Source organism: Citrobacter sedlakii, from assembly GCF_018128425.1.
GTDB classification, from domain to species: domain Bacteria; phylum Pseudomonadota; class Gammaproteobacteria; order Enterobacterales; family Enterobacteriaceae; genus Citrobacter_A; species Citrobacter_A sedlakii.
The window spans coordinates 2,179,179-2,195,752 of sequence record NZ_CP071070.1; the positions used below are offsets into that span (position 1 = coordinate 2,179,179).

The window sequence follows — 16,574 nt, forward strand, 5'->3', positions numbered from 1 at the left end:
CGCTGCAGATCTTGTTTTATCTATCTCTTCATTTGTAATTCAGAACCGGGAAAAAGCACAGGCGAGGTGGAAAATATATCCCGATAGCGTTGATCGCGTGGCACAGGAAAGGTGTTAAGAGGGGAAGGCGAAAACCAGCAAACGGCCTTTCTTATTCAGAAAGGCCGTGTGAAAACTCAGGGTCAGGCGGCCGGACGGGCGATGATGCTGCGCGTTTCCATCCGCACTTCGGCGATGGTCACATCGATCACGTCCGTGACTTTATACACGGTCTCGCCTTTAATCTGTACGGTGCCGTTTTCCTGGCTGCAAACCATTTCGTCGCGGACGGCATGGAGGAACGGCGCCGGAATAAAGGCAACCGCGCCGTTATCCACCAGACGAACGCGCATACCGCCACGGCTGACATCAATGATTTCAGCCGCAAAACGGATGTCCGTGCCGGCTTTGTCGTTCAGGAAACGGGCGTACAGCCAGTCGCCAACGTCGCGTTCCGCCATACGGTTCAGGCGACGGCGTTCCGCCATCTGCACGGTGGTGGTGTCGTGCGGACGGGCAATGGTTTCACCTTTAATGACCGCTTTCAGCAGGCGATGGTTGATCATATCGCCATACTTACGAATCGGCGAGGTCCAGGTCGCATACGCTTCAAGACCCAGACCAAAGTGCGGACCCGGCTCAATGCTGATTTCGGCGAAGGACTGGAAGCGACGAATGCGGCTGTCGAGGAAGCCGGACGGCTGTGCATCCAGTTCGCGACGCAGTTTGCAGAAACCTTCAAGGGTCAACACTTCTTGCGGATCGACATGGACGTCGTGATTTTTCAGCAGCGCCGACAGCGCTTCCGTATTCGCCGGATCAAAACCGGTATGCACGTTGTAAATGCCAAAGCCCAGTTTGTCACGCAGAACGCGGGCGGCGCATATATTGGCGGCGATCATCGCTTCTTCAACGATACGGTTGGCGATGCGGCGCGGCTCTGCCACGATATCCAGCACTTCACCTTTTTCACCCAGAATAAAGCGATAATCAGGACGGTCCTTGAAGACCAGCGCGTGGTGATGGCGCCACTCGCCGCGACGCAGACAAATTTGCTGCAGCAGACGAATTTGATGCGCGATATCGTCGCTTTCAGGCTGCCAGCTACCGGCGTTTTCCAGCCAGTCAGAGACGCTGTCATAGGCCAGTTTGGCTTTTGACTCGATGGTCGCCGCGAAGAAAACCATATCGTCTTCAAGGGCGCCATCCGCCGCAATGGTCATACGGCAGGCCAGCACAGGACGGACTTCGCGCGGACGCAACGAGCAGAGATCGTCAGAGAGTTCACGCGGTAGCATCGGGATGTTGAACCCTGGGAGATAGTTGGTAAACGCGCGTATTTTCGCAGCGTTATCCAGTTTGCTACCTTCAGCGATCCACGCGGTCGGGTCGGCAATCGCAACGGTCAGCTGTAATTTACCGTCAGCCAGTTCTTCGGCATACAGCGCGTCATCCATATCTTCGGTGCTGGCGCTGTCTATAGTGACGAAATTCAGGGCGGTCAGATCCTGACGCGTTAAGCCTTCGTCGAGCATTTCAGTGGCCACGCCGTCCGGGGCTTCTTTTTCCAGATTGTGGCGCGCCAGCGTTACCCACCACGGCACAAAGTGGTCATCTGCGTAGGTGATGTACTGGGTTAACTCGGCATAGAAGGTGCGATCGCCTTTTAACGGATGGCGGCGCATCTCGGCGACCGCCCAGTCACCTTCTTTAAAGTCATGCTCTACGCCACGCGCGGCGCGACAGGGGATAGCATCTTTCAGCAGCGGGTGATCCGGAACAATAGACAGGCGATCGTTTTTGCCCTGAACTTTTCCGACAAAGCGGGTCAGGAAGGGTTCAACCAGTTCTTCCGGCTCAGCGGACTCGCGATCTTTTTCGCTGTGGATCACCGCGACAATCCGGTCGCCATGCATCACTTTTTTCATCTGCGGCGGCGGGATGAAGTAACTTTTTTGCGCATCGACTTCCAGGAAGCCAAAGCCTTTTTCCGTGGCTTTTACCACCCCTTCAGCGCGCGGCGTCTGGGAATGCAGTTGCTGTTTAAGCTGCGCTAGCAGCGGGTTGTCCTGAAACATATTTGTCTATTTTCGTGGCCAAAAGAGCGGCTGACAGTTTTACGCGAAACTACCTGGTGCGGCAAGCGCTCTTTATCTCTTTGCCGAGGTTAATGTGTCTCACCCAACGCGATTTTCAGGCGATTCAGCCATCCGCATAAACCGCACCACCCCAACAGGTTGATAGCCTCAATGACGGACGCGCCGCGCTCGACGAGCGGGGTGAAATGTGCGGCGCTAAAGCGGTCTGGCGCGCGCGTCAGTAATTGTAGCGCCTGAGACAAGGGTCGCTCAATCGGATGTTGTCGCTCCCAGCGTTCAATCTCATGTTCGCTCTGGCGCAGCATGGTGAGAGTCTCTGGCGAGATGCGCGGCGGCAACGCCTGCTCATTGAAGCAGCTTGCGCTACCGTTTATCCTCGCGGCCAGCAGCGCCGCGAAGTTATGCTCTGCGGTATCCGCACGAAGCGAACTGAGCAGCAATTTGCCGAGCAGTGTCAGCAGTACCGGCTGGTGCGCCAGAGCAGGGGCGAGCATCTGTAGCGCGGGCTGTGGTCGATCATGCGACGGATATTCATCTTGCTCCGCGCTGGCGTAGCGCAGTTTCACCAGATCCGGGTTTGCGACCCACACGCTCTCTTCCCGCTGAAACAGGTCTTCAGCGGCAAAGGCCTGAGTATTGAGGCCGGGTATCCAGCGCACAGCCTGACCGGACCAGGCCTGAAAAATCGCCACCATGCGCGCCTGGAAACCGACAAAGCCAATGATCTGATTAAACAGGGCCACATCCCAGGCGGACAGGCCGACGTCGGCTAAATGCTGGCAGGCACGCTGGTCGATCACCGAAGGTGAGCAGCCGAGTTGACGCGCATACTGCGTGATCTGCGCCAGCCGATGATTGCTTTCACGCGACGAATCCGGACCCGGCAGCGGCGTCAGGCGCGCGGCGTAATGATTACATAGGCGTTGCACGCCACACGCCTGCGCCACGGTTAAGGCGGTGCTCATGCGTTCATAAGCGCTAAAGGTATGCAGGCGGGTAAGTGGAACGTGATCGGGAAACAGTTCGTTCGCCAACTGGCGGGCGGGTTGCAGCCAGGAGTGAAAAGAATGCAGCATCTCGTCGGGAATCGTCAAATCCAGCAAAAAGCGGTCTTCTACGTGAGCCGCTTCCGGCACCAGTGGCAAAACGTCCTGCGGCCAGGTGCTGGACTGGGTCTCATGATACCACTGGTTTTTGCCGTTGAATTGGCGTTGTTCCATGGGCGTTCCTTGGTCTGTATATGGCGACCCGGACACGTCGTGGCTACCTCACGCCGGATCGTTTTTGCTGCTTTATCCTGGCGTAAGCGGGGGAAGGGGAAAAAGATTGTTACGTGATAACAAAGATCAAAAAGGTATATTGCCGGGCAGAACGTTTTCATGGGCGGCAGAACGCCGCCCACAGGAAGGCTGAAAGCTTATTTCAGTTCCAGTTCGTTCATCGCGGCGATGCTGAAACCGCCGTCAACGTGAACGACTTCACCGGAGATACCACCGGACAGGTCGGAGCACAGGAATGCGGCGGAGTTACCGACATCTTCAATGGTGACGGTACGACGAATCGGGGTAACCGCTTCGCAATGCGCCAGCATTTTACGGAAGTCTTTAATGCCGGAAGCCGCCAGTGTACGAATCGGACCCGCAGAGATGGCGTTTACGCGCACGCCTTCCGGACCCATTGCATTCGCCATGTAACGCACGTTGGCTTCCAGAGAGGCTTTCGCCAGGCCCATCACGTTGTAGTTCGGGATCGCGCGCTCTGCGCCAAGGTAGGAAAGGGTCAGCAGGGCAGAACCCGGATTCAGCATAGCGCGGCACGCTTTCGCCATCGCCACGAAGCTGTAGGAGCTGATGTCATGGGCGATTTTGAAGCCTTCACGGGTTACCGCATTGACATAGTCGCCGTCCAACTGGTCGCCCGGAGCGAAACCGATGGAATGAACAAAACCGTCAAATTTCGGCCATGCTTTACCCAGTTCAGCGAACATGGCATTGATGCTTTCATCTTCTGCCACATCGCACTGCAGGACGATGTTCGAACCCAGTTGTGCGGCAAATTCTTCCACGCGGCCTTTCAGTTTGTCGTTCTGGTAGGTGAACGCCAGCTCAGCGCCTTCGCGATGCATCGCCTGAGCGATACCGTAGGCGATGGACAATTTGCTGGCAAGACCGGTGACCAGAATACGCTTACCGGAAAGAAAACCCATAGCTTAAATCCTTATGTTATTGTTGTGGCGCCCAGCCGCGTAAAGGGACGGGGCGTCGTTAAAACGCGGCGATTCTAACACGAGACGCCGGGAGAGTTAATCCGACCACTGCATGAAGCCGTTTTAGCGGTCTTTTCGCCACGCATCCGCGGTGAGCGCTTCGCCAAAATGACCGGCAATCAGTCGCTTTGTCAGGTCGTGGAGCGGTGAAGCCAGCACATCAGCGGTACTGCCGCGCTCCACCACTTCTCCCTGATGCATCACTAAAACCTGATCGCTGATGTGCTTCATCATGCCAAGATGCTGGGTGACGTAAATATAAGAGATACCCTGTTTCTCCTGCAATTCCAGCATCAGGTTTATTAACTGCGAGCGCATCGACATATCGAGCGACGCCAGCGCCTCATCGGCAATGATCACTTTCGGGCGTAATATCAGCGCGCGCGCCAGTCCCAGACGCTGCTTTTGCCCTGGCGCCAGCATGTGCGGGTAATAACTGACGTGATCGGGCAGCAGACCGACCATGCGCATGGTTTCAATGATCTGTTTACGCCGCTGTTCCGCCTCCAGATTCGTATTCAGACGCAGTGGGAAATCGAGAATTTGCGAAATCCGCTGACGCGGGTTAAGCGACGTTGACGGATCCTGGAAAATCATGCGGATGCGCTGGCTGCGAAACGAATAATCGCCGAATTTCAGCGGGTGATCGTCGATCAGCAGTTCGCCGCCGCTCGGCTCGACCATCCCCGCCAGCATTTTCGCCAGCGTCGACTTACCGGAACCGTTCTCGCCGATAATCGCCAGCGTCTGGCGTTCACGCAGGGTAAAACTGAGTGGTTTTACCGCTTCTACCGTCTGGCGACGAAACCAGCCGGTGCGGTAGCGAAAGGTTTTACTCAGGTTGCGCACTTCGAGCAGGGTCTCAACCATGTCACTCTCTCTCCATGTTCAGCGGAAAATGACAAGCGTAGAGATGGTTTTTCGCTCCGGTCAGACGCGGTGTTTCAATACATTCTCGCTGCGCATACGGGCAGCGCGGCCCCAGACGGCAGCCTATCGGTAATTGTTCCAGCAACGGAATCGCCCCGGGCATGGTGTTCAAACGACTTTTATGCGGCATCGCGCTGCCAAAGTCAGGAATGGCGCGGATCAGCGCCTGGGTGTAAGGATGATGGGGAATAGTCACCAGTTCTTTACTTGGCGCCGTTTCCACCGTCTGCCCACAATACAGCACGTTAATTCTGTCTGCCCACTGGCTGAGCATCTGCAGGTCATGGCTGATCAGCAAAATGGTGGTATTGCTGTTCTGGTTCAGACGCGTCAGCAGACGGAAAATTTGCGCCTGGGTGGTCGGCTCCATCGCGTTTGTCGGTTCGTCGGCAATCAGCAGGCGCGGCTGGTTAGCCAGCGCGATGGCAATCATGACCTTCTGACACTCGCCGTCGGTCAGCTCATACGGGAAGCTGCGCATGGCGTCTTTATGATCTTTGATCCCAACACGATGCAGCAGTTCAATGGCACGACGCTTTCGCCAGCCGACACGTTGCCACCAGCGGCCTTTATAGGTCCAGGCCGGAATATTTTGCATCAACTGCCGACCGACGCGTTCTGACGGATCCAGACACGACTGCGGCTCCTGAAAGATCATTGAGACGTTATGTCCCACCAGCTTGCGCCGTTCGCGCGGAGAGAGGCGCAGCAGGTCGATATCGTCGAAGCGCATACGATCAGCGGTCACGCGCCAGTTATCTTTGGCGACGCCGCAGATCGCTTTGGCGATCAGACTCTTACCGGAGCCAGATTCACCCACCAGACCGCGGATCTCGCCTTCACTTAAGGTCATGCTCACGCGGTCGACGGCTTTTACCCATTCATCTCCGGTTTTGAATTCAATGGTCAGGTTGCGGATATCCAGTAACGGCATTATTCGACCCCCGCAATAATCGCCCGGCGTACGCCGTCACCAAGCAGGTTGACCAACAGAACGCTAATCATGATCGCCGCGCCGGGCAGCATGACTGTCCACGGCGCAACGTAAATCAGCTCCAGCGCATCGCCAAGCATCGCGCCCCATTCAGGAGAGGGGAGTTGCGCGCCAAGGTCGAGAAAACCGAGCGCGGCAATATCCAGAATCGCCATCGACAACGCGCGGGTGATTTCCGTCACCAACCCGGCGGTGATATTAGGCAGTACGGCAAACCAGAGAATGTTCAGCGTGGATGCGCCATCGAGGCGGGCGGCAATAACGTACTCTTTTTCCAGTTCGTCGTGCACCATACTGTAAACCGAACGTACCATTCTGGGCAGCAACGCCAGCCAGACGGCAAACATGGCGTGAACCAGATGCGGTCCTGCAAACGCCACGACGATAATGGCCAGCAGCAGTGACGGAATCGACAACAGCGTATCAAGAATATGGTTCAGCACGGCGGAGCGCAGGCCGTGGGTCGCCCCCGCAATCACCCCCAGCAGCAGGCCGCAAAGCGTCGCCGCCACGGTAACGATAAACGCGCCGCCCACTGTCGGCGCCGCGCCGCTTAACAGGCGACTTAGCACGTCCCGTCCTAAATCGTCGGTGCCGAGGAAGAACGACACCTCGCCGTAGCGGGACCAGGACGGCGGCAACAGTTGATAGCCGAGGAATTGCTGGTCGATACCATACGGCGCAAACCAACCGCCAAAGACGCACAGCAGCGCCAGACCCGCACAGCCGTAGAGGCCAACCATCGCCGTGGCATCGCCATAAAATTTCCGCCACGCGGTGCGCAGCGTACCTGGCGGGCGCTTTTCGCTATAAACGCTATCGTAAGGCATACCATTCCTTATGTTTCAGAGGGTTAGCCATAGCACCCAAAATATCAGAAATCACGTTGACGATAATGACCAGCGATCCTATCACCATTACTCCTGCGGAGATCGCCGCGTAGTCCTGTTGGCGTATCGCATTAATCAGCCAGCGCCCGAGCCCCGGCCAGCTAAAGACCATCTCGGTAATCATTGCCAGCGTCAGCATGGTGGAAAACTGGAGGCCAAGGCGAGGAATCACCGGCGGCAGCGCATTGTGCAATACATGACGGCGCAAGATCGTGAAGCGGGAAAGACCGCGCGTGGCGGCGGCTTTGACGTAGTTCTGGTCGAATACCTCGATGGTGCTGATGCGCATTAAGCGGATCACTTCCGTGGTTGGCGCGACCGCCAGGGTTAACACCGGCAGCACCATATGGCGCAGCGCGCTCATGATCATCTCGTCGCGCCAGGGCGAATCAGAAATCCAGGCGTCGACAATCGCCAGCCCGGTGACGGGCTTCACTTCGTATAGCAGATCAAAACGACCAGATACCGGCAGCCAGCCGAGGGTCAGCGAAAAGAACAGCGTCAGCAACAGCGCCAGCCAGAAGACGGGAATGGAAAAGCCGAGCAGGGCGAGTGCGCTAATCAGTCGATCCTGCCATTTATTGCGCGTGATGCCCGCCAGCATCCCTACCGGGATCCCCACCATCAGCGCGAAGCCAAACGCCAGCGTACACAGCTCCATCGTGGCGGGAAACACCTCTTTAAGCTGTTCAGAGATCAGTTGTCCGTTAATGCTCGATACGCCAAAATCCCAGTGAAGAAGACCGCTGAACCAGAAGACCCACGCATTCCACAACGACGCGCCCTGAAGCGGCGCGTGTGGAGTAAAGTAGCTCAGGCTGAAGCCGATAAAGGTCAGGAAAAAAAGCGTGACCATCAGCAACAGGATGCGGCGTAAGGTGAAAATAATCATGGTTTACTCACCTCAACGGTTTTTTCACGCGAAACGCCCGCGAACGAGGCGTTGCCAAACGGACTCAGCACCAGCCCTTTAATATCGTACCGGTAGGCCTGCAGACGCAATGAAGAGGCCAGCGGCAGAATCGGCAGCTCTTTGGCGAGAATCGTTTGCGCCTCATCGTAGGCGTCAATGCGGGCGGAAAGCTGTTGCGATGACAGGGCCTTACGCAGTACCCGGTCAAACGTCGGATCACACCAGTGGGCGAAATTGGTTTGCGACTGGATTGCCGCACAGCTTAACAGCGGACGGAAAAAACTGTCCGGGTCGTTACTGTCGGTCGCCCAGCCGGACAATGTCAGATCATGATTCATGTCCATCAACCGCGCCTCCTGGAAACGCCCTTCAACCGGCACAATCACCACTTTCACGCCGACCTGCGCCATATCCGCCTGAATCAGTTCGGCGGTTTTCAGCGGGCTGGGGTTCCATGCCTGAGAGCTGGTCGGCACCCACAGATGCAGGGTGAGGTTTTCCAGCCCCAGCGCTTTCAACTGCTCGCGAGATTTCGCTGGATTGTATTCGGTAATTTTAGCCTCGTTGTCATAGGCCCACGAGGCGCGCGGCAAAATAGAAGCCGCCGTTTCCGCTGTGCCGTAATAAATTGACTGCATCAGACGTTGGTTATTGATCGACAACGCCAGCGCATGGCGGACCGCGGGGTTATTCAGCGGCGGTTTATCGGTATTAAACGCCAGATAGGCGATATTCATTCCCGGACGCAGGGTCAGCCGCAGACGGGGGTCATCGCGCAGAATTGTCAGTTGACTGGCGGCGGGCCAGGCCAACACATCACATTCGCCGGTGAGCAGCTTCGACAGGCGGCCAGTACCGCCGGACCCTAAATCCACGACCACCTGTGGCATCAACGGTTTGCCGCGCCAGAAACTGTCGTGCCGTTGCAGACGAATGAACTGGCCGGCGCGGTATTCCGACAGCTGAAACGGTCCGGTGCCGACCGGCTGCCTGTCGAGCAACTCCTGACGATCCTGCTTCGTTAACTGCGCCGCATATTCCGCGGACATCACCGACGCATAATGGGTAGCGAGGTGCCATAAAAACGAGGCGTCCGGCTGCGCCAGGCGAAACTCCACGGTATTACCGTCGATTTTGCGGACGCTCTGGACGTTATCCGCAAACTGCAGACTGTCGAAATAAGGAAAGTTGCCGCCGTTGACGTTATGCCATGGATGCTGGCGATCAAAAATGCGCTGAAAGGTAAACACCACGTCGTCGGCGTTCAGCTTACGGGTTGGCGTAAACCAGGCTGTTTTCTGAAAAGGGACGTCGCGGCGCAGATGAAAACGGTAGGTTGCGCCGTTATCCAGCACCTCCCAACGTTCCGCCAGCTCCGGCACCAGGCGATAGGTATAAGGATCGACGTCCAGCAGTCGGTCATATAACTGCGCGGCAAGCGTGTCGACGATCAGTCCACTGCTCGCTTTTTGAGGGTTGAAGGTGTTGACCTGCCCACTGACACAATAAACGAAGCCGCTGTCGCGGATATCTTCATGCGAAGGCGCTTCAGGCGCAGCAGCAGCCTGACCACGCAGGAGTCCAGCCATCACGATCAGAGACGATATAACCAGGCGCATAATTTTTAAGGGATTATATATAAAGTATCTATCTTACTAATATTTAATAACATTTGCTATTACCGTTTGTATTTTGGGGCATCATGGGGCAGACGTGTTGGCAATCGCGCGTTCAGCATCGCGACCTGATCAGCATTCATACCGGCTATCCATTTTGACTATACCTCATAAACCATCTTAGCATTCTCATGCCCCATATGACTCGCAATAAACGATAAGTAGGCTTTTGCAGACAGCAACCAACACGCGTAAGTATGCCGAGATTGATATGGCGGATGCCGCCGAATACCTGAACGCCTGGTTATGTCAAAATGGCGGCTTCGTTCGGGTTGAGAGAGACACCCAAACGCACCATACAGGAACTTTCTATTGAAACCTTTGCTCTGCAATGCGCGGTTAACGCAGAAACTGCCTGCGAAAGCCAGATTGCGGAACGTTCGACCCTCATGTCTGAAATAGCCTTGCGGGTCGGCAAAGGGTAAACATAAACGCGGAATTGACAGTAAAGCCCGGCCTGCCGGGCGATAATTATCTCCGCTGTCGCGCCTGATCACCTTTCCATTCTTCAAACGATGCCTCCAGTATCCAGAGGCACTGTGCACCTTCGATAGTCCTGAGTAGCGCACTACGCGTTCGCATATAAAAAACGTCAATTTCTTCAACGGTTCTTTCAGTTGGGACGGTGCAGACAAGATCGCTGCCAATCATGTGCGGCCAGTCACGTGCATCGATTTTTTGCAATGCCCGTAACGCGCCAGGTGTGTTTGATGTGAGCGCGCTTGCAAGGGCATCCTCCAGTTCCTGCGCCTGCTTTGCATTTGCCGTCGCTGCGAGTGATGCAATCTGCTCCAGACTTGCCGGTTCCCCGCTGGCAACACCACTTACGATTTTATCCCAATCGCTCCCTTTCGACAGCGCCGGAAATGAAAGACAGGCCGACAGTAGCAGAGCAAGCCGCAGTCTCATCGCACCACCTCTATACTTCCCCCGTCACGCAGAATATTTCGACGCGTTGAGAGCGACATAATAATGCAGCCCTCAGAGGCGAATCCTGCCGGACCGTGCTTGCGTTCGCCATGTATTCTGAATTCCGAACGCCCGAAATTTTCACCCGACGTTTGTTCAAGAATAATAGTGACCGGGCCTTTTGAATTAGAATGCCCCGTGATTTTATATGTCCCGCGAGGGAGTGGACCCAACCCCTTAACATGCTGACGATCCGGATTGTTTTTGTTTGTCAGCGCACCGGAATAGCCAGTCTCGATCAACTTCCCGTCCTTGTACATTTTCCCCGTGCTTTGCTCATATTTCCAACCCATATTTTTGCTCCTATGCGGTTTTCCTGTCATTCCAGCTATCCGAGTGAATAATATTTCCGTCAGCAAAGCGCCAGGTGATTTTCTCGTATAGCAATTCGACGAGTTCAATGTGATTATGTCTCTCATAATCAGGGCTTTTGACATCGAGCATCATCGGACAAACGCTCACAATCGTTACTCCCTCCATCAGGACTGAAAAATACTCGACCTCCTGTCCGGCATCGTTAATTTTATATAATTTAACCTCAGCGGATTTTAGCCGCTGACCTGTGGTAACGGCCTTGTAAAGATACGGGCTGGAAGAGTCTATTTCTTTATCAAAAGAAAACGGGGAATGAGCGCGCAAACCGGTCGCCTTACCAGTGTGTTTATCTGTAGGCTGCAAAACACCATGATTAAAGCCGATGATTTCGATACTTCCGTCACGATCCCTTACGTCTACCGAACCCTTAATATCCTCACCGCCATCGTCTTTCAGCCAGAGATAGGCTGGTATCGCCATTCTTAAAACTCCATTTCTACTGTTAAAAATAGTAATAAACACGTTATTATTCGAACGTGCAGCACACTAAATGCTATAGCTTTGACGTATAGCTTTTTGATATTCATATAAAAAATGTAAAACTTGAAATATATAAACCCTGGCGGATTGTTGTGCAAAATTGAGAGTTTCGAAGGGGGGATTGTGTGGGGGGGAAACGCGATTGGGGTAGGAAAAGGGGCACTAAAATGACTCGCATTGTCTTCGTGTTAATTATTATAACTCTATTTTTAATAATGAAATGTTGATTTCTAAGGGGCGTTAAATAATAATTTTTAAGGTTTTTAGATTCGATTTACAAAGTGTATCGCACTTCGGCCCGTCAGGTAAAAATGGCTGTGGGTAACTGACGCAAAACTGCGCAAATTCGCCGTGAAAACGCTAAATCTGATGCTTTTTAAGCAACGCGCGCAGCTGGTGGTAGGTCAGACCGAGCAGTTCAGCCGCCCGTTTCTGATTAAATTTCGCCTGCTGCAGGCTCTGTTGCAGCAGGTTTTTTTCCTGCTGTTGCTGATATTCGCGCAAATCCAGGGGCAGGGAGGGGACCGACGCGGGAGCGTCAGTCTGTGACGGGAGGCGGTTTTCCTCACGTTTGAACGGATCGAGAACGATCTCATCGAGCGGCGCGTCGCTGGTGCCATGACGGTATACAGAACGTTCAACGACGTTTTTTAATTCACGGATGTTGCCGGGCCAGGCGTAGGTCATCAGCGTTTCTCTGGCGCGGTCGGTGAAACCAGGGAATAACGGCAGGCGTATTTCACGGCACATCTGAATGGCAAAATGTTCCGCCATCAGCATGATATCGGCCTGCCGTTCGCGCAGAGGCGGCAATTGCACAACATCAAACGCCAGGCGATCCAGCAGGTCTGCGCGGAATGTGCCTTCTTTCACCATCGCCGGTAGGTCGGCGTTGGTCGCACAGACCAGCCGCACGTTCACCTGTAATGGCTGGCTGCCGCCGACCCGCTCCAGTTCACCGTATTCAATGACGCGGAGCAGCTTTTCCTGCACCAGCATCGGCGCGGTGGCGAGCTCATCGAGAAATAATGTCCCGCCATCGGCGCGTTCAAAGCGACCGGGATGCCGTTTTTGCGCCCCGGTAAATGCGCCAGCTTCGTGACCGAACAGTTCGCTGTCGAGCAAATTTTCATTGAGCGCGGCGCAATTGAGAGAAATAAACGGCCCCTGCCAACGGGAAGAGAGATAATGCAGGCGGTTAGCGATAAGCTCTTTACCGGTGCCGCGTTCACCGATGATCAGGACCGGTTTATCCAGTGGCGCCAGACGTGAAACCTGTTCGAGAACCTCGAGAAAACTGTTGGCCTCGCCTAAAAGATTGTCTTTGTATTCTGTCATGATGAATTTCGCCACTTGTTGGTGTATTTCACCACTTTACGCTGTTTTTGTGCCGAGGTAAAACTGTACGTTACTTGATATTTCAGTGAGTTAAAAAGTTGGCACGAGGATTGTATTACATATTCAGCAGGGCATCGCCCGACATCAAAAAATATGAGGACTGAATTATGGGTATTTTTTCTCGTTTTGCCGACATCGTGAACGCCAACATCAACGCGCTGCTTGAAAAAGCGGAAGATCCGCAGAAGCTGGTTCGCCTGATGATTCAGGAGATGGAAGACACACTGGTTGAAGTTCGTTCCAATTCCGCTCGCGCGCTGGCAGAAAAGAAACAGCTATCCCGCCGTATTGAGCAGGCCGCCGCGCAGCAGACCGAGTGGCAGGAAAAAGCGGAGCTGGCGCTGCGTAAAGATAAAGACGACCTGGCGCGTGCCGCGCTGATCGAAAAACAGAAGTTGACCGATCTGATCGTGACGCTCGAGCAGGAAGTGGCGCTGGTGGAAGATACTCTGACGCGCATGAAGAAAGAGATTGGCGAGCTGGAAAATAAACTCAGCGAAACCCGCGCCCGCCAGCAGGCGTTGATGTTGCGCCATCAGGCGGCCAGTTCTTCCCGCGATGTTCGCCGCCAGCTCGACAGCGGCAAGATCGATGAAGCGATGGCGCGCTTTGAATCTTTTGAACGTCGCATCGATCAAATGGAAGCTGAAGCGGAAAGCCACAGCTTTGGGAAGAAACCGACGCTGGACCAGCAGTTCGCTGACCTGAAAGCCGATGATGAGATCGGCGAGCAACTGGCGCAACTGAAAGCCAAAATGCAGCAAGACAAGCAATAATAATACCTGGCGGCGCCCGAACGCGCCGCCGCTCATCACCTGTAAGGAGTACACATGAGCGCGCTATTTCTGGCCATTCCGCTAACCATTTTCGTGCTGTTTGTGCTGCCGATTTGGTTATGGCTGCATTACAGCAACCGTTCCGGCCGCGGCGAACTCTCGCAGAGCGAGCAACAGCGTTTAGTCCAACTTACCGACGACGCCAGACGAATGCGTGAACGTATTCAGGCGCTGGAAGCGATTCTTGACGCGGAACATCCGAACTGGAGGGAACGTTAATGGGAGGCATTAACCTGAACAAAAAATTATGGCGCATCCCCCAACAAGGGATGGTACGCGGCGTGTGCGCGGGCATCGCGCAATACCTCGACGTGCCGGTGAAGCTGGTGCGCATTCTGGTGGTGCTGTCGATCTTTTTTGGTCTGGCATTCTTTACCCTGGTTGCCTACATCGTGCTGTCTTTTGTGCTTGATCCGATGCCGGACAACCTGGCCGCAGGCGAAAACCAGCCTACCAGCGGAGAACTGCTGGATGCGGTTGATAAAGAGCTGGCGGCGGGGGAGAAGCGCCTGCGTGAGATGGAGCGCTATGTCACCTCGGATACGTTTACGTTACGTAGCCGTTTCCGTCAGCTGTAATGAATTCAGTGAGGGCTAAGATGAATAATCGCTGGCAACGCGCCGGGCAAAAGGTGAAACCCGGTATGAAAATAGCAGGTAAGCTGGTACTTCTGACGGCGCTGCGTTACGGTCCGGCAGGTGTGGCGGGCTGGGCAGTGAAGTCCGTCGCCCGTCGTCCGCTGAAAATGTTGCTGGCGCTCGCGCTTGAACCCTTATTAAGCCGGATGGCTGCAAAAATATCAAAACGTTATTCCAAAAATTAATCCTGTCGATTACGGGCCGCCCGGTCCGTAACAAATAAATCACAATTTAAAAATTAATTTGCGGCAGCTCACAAATACGATTTTTGGGCTGCCAAAATGGTTTTTTTTCGCCGCGAAAACCCCGTGCCCTGCATTGACAGCTAATTTTACCGGGAGTAGTCTCTTGCGTCATGGGACCGCTACCACGGAAAAATCAAGTGAAGCACAAAATTCAGGAATGCCTCAGCTTTGTCTATGAAGATTCATGGACGCATCGTCATGATGAAATGCTCAACGCGCGAATAGAAAACGCGCGAAAGGTTATTACGAAAAAGCGTAAGCCACACTGGGATGAAAGTGATGTGGTGTTGATTACTTACGCCGACCAATTTCACAGTGAAAAAGAAAAACCACTGCCTACATTTAATCGGTTCTATTCCCGGTGGTTGGCGTCAATATTCTCCCATGTCCATCTGCTGCCCTTTTATCCCTGGTCTTCTGACGATGGTTTCTCGGTCATCGATTATTATAAGGTCGCCGAAGAAACAGGGGACTGGCAGGATATCGCGGCGTTAAATAAATCCTGTCAATTGATGTTTGATTTTGTCTGTAATCATATGTCGGCGAAAAGCGAATGGTTTGCACATTATTTACAGCAGACGCCGGGATTTGAACAATTCTTTATTGAAATGGATCCGCAGACCGATCTGAGCGCGGTCACGCGTCCGCGCGCATTACCGCTGCTGACGCCGTTTACTCTGAAAGATAATAGCGTGCGTCATTTATGGACCACCTTCAGCGAAGATCAGATCGACCTCAACTATGCCAATCCGGATGTATTGCTGGCGATGGTCGACGTGCTGCTGACTTACCTTGAACACGGGGCTGATTATGTGCGTCTCGACGCAGTAGGCTTTATGTGGAAAACGCCGGGCACAAGCTGCATTCATCTGGAAAAGACCCACCGGTTGATTAAGCTGTTTCGCGCTATCGCCGATGACGTCGCGCCTGGCACGGCAATTATCACGGAAACCAACGTTCCGCATAAAGACAACATTTCCTATCTGGGCAACGGGCTGGACGAAGCCCACATGGTCTATCAGTTTTCGCTGCCGCCGCTGGTTCTGCACGCCGTGCACCGCCAGGACACCCGCGCGCTCAGTCAGTGGGCGCAGTCGCTGACGCTGCCGTCACAGCAGACCACCTGGTTTAACTTCCTTGCCTCTCACGATGGCATTGGTCTGAATCCGCTACGCGGATTGCTGCCGGAAGACGATATTTTAGCGTTAGTCGCCGACCTGCAAAAACAAGGGGCGTTGGTTAACTGGAAGAATAACCCGGACGGTACGCGCAGCCCGTATGAAATCAATGTCACCTACATGGATGCGTTAAGTTCGCGCGACAGCAGCGATTCACAACGTCTGGCGAAATTTATGCTGGCTCATGCGTTGTTATTGACCTTTCCGGGTGTGCCGGCCATCTATATTCAAAGTATTCTCGGCTCACGTAATGATTACGAAGGCGTGGAAAAATTAGGTTATAACCGGGCGATTAACCGTAAGAAATATCAGCGCGAAGCGATTGAAAATGAATTAATGGCAGGGGATTCGCTGCGTCATCAGGTATATCAATCTTTATCGCGGCTGGTGAAGATTCGCCGAAATAATCACGCCTTCCATCCGGAAAGTGATTTTACTATTTGCAGTATTACGCCTGCGGTAATGAAAATCGTTCGCGCGGCGAATACCGACGAAAAAATCACGGCTTTATTTAACTTCAGTGATTGCATTCAGACCGTTGACGCGGGGGTAAACTCCGGCATCGATTTAATGACGGAAACCCTGGTTTCCGGCGAAACATTAACGCTGCAACCCTGGCAGGTTATGTGGATTAAAAAATAAAAGGAA

Annotated in this window: 17 protein-coding genes and 1 pseudogene; 5 read left to right on the top strand and 13 right to left on the bottom strand. The window is 54.0% G+C overall.

Annotated elements, in window-relative coordinates:
• Positions 1-182: 182 nt before the first annotated feature.
• The 13 genes and pseudogenes from JY391_RS10435 to pspF all read right to left on the bottom strand — a co-directional run bounded on the left by JY391_RS10435 (position 183) and on the right by pspF (position 12,969).
• The gene (locus tag JY391_RS10435) at positions 183-2,117 is read right to left on the bottom strand and encodes an exoribonuclease II (protein WP_211935690.1); all 1,935 of its coding nucleotides are present in this window, start codon (positions 2,115-2,117) and stop codon (positions 183-185) included.
• A gap of 89 nt (positions 2,118-2,206) precedes the next feature.
• Entirely contained in the window at positions 2,207-3,358 is a 1,152-nt protein-coding gene (locus JY391_RS10440; protein ID WP_211935691.1) for a carboxymuconolactone decarboxylase family protein, read from the bottom strand.
• A 197-nt stretch (positions 3,359-3,555) separates the two neighbouring features.
• Positions 3,556-4,344: an enoyl-ACP reductase FabI gene (gene fabI / locus JY391_RS10445; RefSeq protein WP_042283398.1), complete on the bottom strand. Its 789-nt coding sequence runs from the start codon at positions 4,342-4,344 to the stop codon at positions 3,556-3,558.
• Positions 4,345-4,467: 123 nt separating this feature from the next.
• Positions 4,468-5,274, bottom strand: coding sequence for a peptide ABC transporter ATP-binding protein SapF (gene sapF, locus JY391_RS10450; RefSeq protein ID WP_042283394.1), 807 nt, complete (start codon positions 5,272-5,274; stop codon positions 4,468-4,470).
• Position 5,275: 1 nt separating this feature from the next.
• On the bottom strand, positions 5,276-6,268 hold the full coding sequence (sapD, locus tag JY391_RS10455) for a peptide ABC transporter ATP-binding protein SapD (RefSeq protein WP_060571283.1): 993 nt from the start codon (positions 6,266-6,268) through the stop codon (positions 5,276-5,278).
• Entirely contained in the window at positions 6,268-7,158 is an 891-nt protein-coding gene (gene sapC, locus JY391_RS10460; protein ID WP_042283387.1) for a peptide ABC transporter permease SapC, read from the bottom strand. The genes sapD and sapC overlap by 1 nt, the downstream gene beginning before the upstream one ends.
• Positions 7,145-8,110 carry a peptide ABC transporter permease SapB gene (gene sapB, locus JY391_RS10465; protein ID WP_042283384.1) on the bottom strand — a complete coding sequence of 322 codons (966 nt, stop codon included), beginning with the start codon at positions 8,108-8,110 and terminating at the stop codon, positions 7,145-7,147. The genes sapC and sapB overlap by 14 nt, the downstream gene beginning before the upstream one ends.
• A complete protein-coding gene (sapA, locus tag JY391_RS10470; protein ID WP_042283382.1) occupies positions 8,107-9,750 on the bottom strand; it encodes an ABC transporter substrate-binding protein SapA in 1,644 nt (547 codons plus the stop codon). The genes sapB and sapA overlap by 4 nt, the downstream gene beginning before the upstream one ends.
• A 59-nt stretch (positions 9,751-9,809) precedes the next feature.
• Positions 9,810-10,049: pseudogene (locus JY391_RS23900) on the bottom strand (site-specific integrase); the annotation flags it as partial.
• A 229-nt stretch (positions 10,050-10,278) separates the two neighbouring features.
• Positions 10,279-10,716 carry a hypothetical protein gene (locus JY391_RS10475; RefSeq protein ID WP_211935692.1) on the bottom strand — a complete coding sequence of 146 codons (438 nt, stop codon included), beginning with the start codon at positions 10,714-10,716 and terminating at the stop codon, positions 10,279-10,281.
• Entirely contained in the window at positions 10,713-11,069 is a 357-nt protein-coding gene (locus JY391_RS10480) for a tlde1 domain-containing protein (RefSeq protein ID WP_211935693.1), read from the bottom strand. Before JY391_RS10480 ends, JY391_RS10475 begins: the two co-directional genes overlap by 4 nt.
• A 10-nt stretch (positions 11,070-11,079) precedes the next feature.
• Positions 11,080-11,571: a type VI secretion system tube protein TssD gene (gene tssD, locus JY391_RS10485; RefSeq protein WP_211935694.1), complete on the bottom strand. Its 492-nt coding sequence runs from the start codon at positions 11,569-11,571 to the stop codon at positions 11,080-11,082.
• Between the two features lie 420 nt (positions 11,572-11,991).
• Positions 11,992-12,969, bottom strand: coding sequence for a phage shock protein operon transcriptional activator (pspF, locus tag JY391_RS10490; RefSeq protein ID WP_211935695.1), 978 nt, complete (start codon positions 12,967-12,969; stop codon positions 11,992-11,994).
• 167 nt (positions 12,970-13,136) lie between these two features.
• Here pspF and pspA point away from each other — a divergent pair, with 167 nt between their 5' ends.
• From pspA to JY391_RS10515, 5 genes are all read left to right on the top strand, one after another.
• Positions 13,137-13,805, top strand: a complete 669-nt coding sequence (gene pspA, locus JY391_RS10495; RefSeq protein WP_211935696.1) for a phage shock protein PspA — start codon at positions 13,137-13,139, stop codon at positions 13,803-13,805.
• A 54-nt stretch (positions 13,806-13,859) separates the two neighbouring features.
• Complete coding sequence (pspB, locus tag JY391_RS10500) at positions 13,860-14,084, top strand: envelope stress response membrane protein PspB (RefSeq protein WP_042283359.1); 225 nt, start codon at positions 13,860-13,862, stop codon at positions 14,082-14,084.
• Positions 14,084-14,443: an envelope stress response membrane protein PspC gene (gene pspC, locus JY391_RS10505; protein WP_060571274.1), complete on the top strand. Its 360-nt coding sequence runs from the start codon at positions 14,084-14,086 to the stop codon at positions 14,441-14,443. Before pspB ends, pspC begins: the two co-directional genes overlap by 1 nt.
• Positions 14,444-14,463: 20 nt before the next feature.
• Entirely contained in the window at positions 14,464-14,688 is a 225-nt protein-coding gene (pspD, locus tag JY391_RS10510) for a phage shock protein PspD (RefSeq protein WP_042283355.1), read from the top strand.
• Positions 14,689-14,885: 197 nt separating this feature from the next.
• Positions 14,886-16,568: a sugar phosphorylase gene (locus JY391_RS10515; protein ID WP_211935697.1), complete on the top strand. Its 1,683-nt coding sequence runs from the start codon at positions 14,886-14,888 to the stop codon at positions 16,566-16,568.
• Positions 16,569-16,574: the final 6 nt, after the last annotated feature.

Excerpts from the sequence above, each read along its gene's own strand:
- JY391_RS10435 (WP_211935690.1), bottom strand. The coding sequence starts at position 2,117 with ATGTTTCAGGACAACCCGCTGCTAGCGCAGCTTAAACAGCAACTGCAT.
- JY391_RS10440 (WP_211935691.1), bottom strand. The coding sequence starts at position 3,358 with ATGGAACAACGCCAATTCAACGGCAAAAACCAGTGGTATCATGAGACC.
- fabI (WP_042283398.1), bottom strand. The coding sequence starts at position 4,344 with ATGGGTTTTCTTTCCGGTAAGCGTATTCTGGTCACCGGTCTTGCCAGC.
- sapF (WP_042283394.1), bottom strand. The coding sequence starts at position 5,274 with ATGGTTGAGACCCTGCTCGAAGTGCGCAACCTGAGTAAAACCTTTCGC.
- sapD (WP_060571283.1), bottom strand. The coding sequence starts at position 6,268 with ATGCCGTTACTGGATATCCGCAACCTGACCATTGAATTCAAAACCGGA.
- sapC (WP_042283387.1), bottom strand. The coding sequence starts at position 7,158 with ATGCCTTACGATAGCGTTTATAGCGAAAAGCGCCCGCCAGGTACGCTG.
- sapB (WP_042283384.1), bottom strand. The coding sequence starts at position 8,110 with ATGATTATTTTCACCTTACGCCGCATCCTGTTGCTGATGGTCACGCTT.
- sapA (WP_042283382.1), bottom strand. The coding sequence starts at position 9,750 with ATGCGCCTGGTTATATCGTCTCTGATCGTGATGGCTGGACTCCTGCGT.
- JY391_RS10475 (WP_211935692.1), bottom strand. The coding sequence starts at position 10,716 with ATGAGACTGCGGCTTGCTCTGCTACTGTCGGCCTGTCTTTCATTTCCG.
- JY391_RS10480 (WP_211935693.1), bottom strand. The coding sequence starts at position 11,069 with ATGGGTTGGAAATATGAGCAAAGCACGGGGAAAATGTACAAGGACGGG.
- tssD (WP_211935694.1), bottom strand. The coding sequence starts at position 11,571 with ATGGCGATACCAGCCTATCTCTGGCTGAAAGACGATGGCGGTGAGGAT.
- pspF (WP_211935695.1), bottom strand. The coding sequence starts at position 12,969 with ATGACAGAATACAAAGACAATCTTTTAGGCGAGGCCAACAGTTTTCTC.
- pspA (WP_211935696.1), top strand. The coding sequence starts at position 13,137 with ATGGGTATTTTTTCTCGTTTTGCCGACATCGTGAACGCCAACATCAAC.
- pspB (WP_042283359.1), top strand. The coding sequence starts at position 13,860 with ATGAGCGCGCTATTTCTGGCCATTCCGCTAACCATTTTCGTGCTGTTT.
- pspC (WP_060571274.1), top strand. The coding sequence starts at position 14,084 with ATGGGAGGCATTAACCTGAACAAAAAATTATGGCGCATCCCCCAACAA.
- pspD (WP_042283355.1), top strand. The coding sequence starts at position 14,464 with ATGAATAATCGCTGGCAACGCGCCGGGCAAAAGGTGAAACCCGGTATG.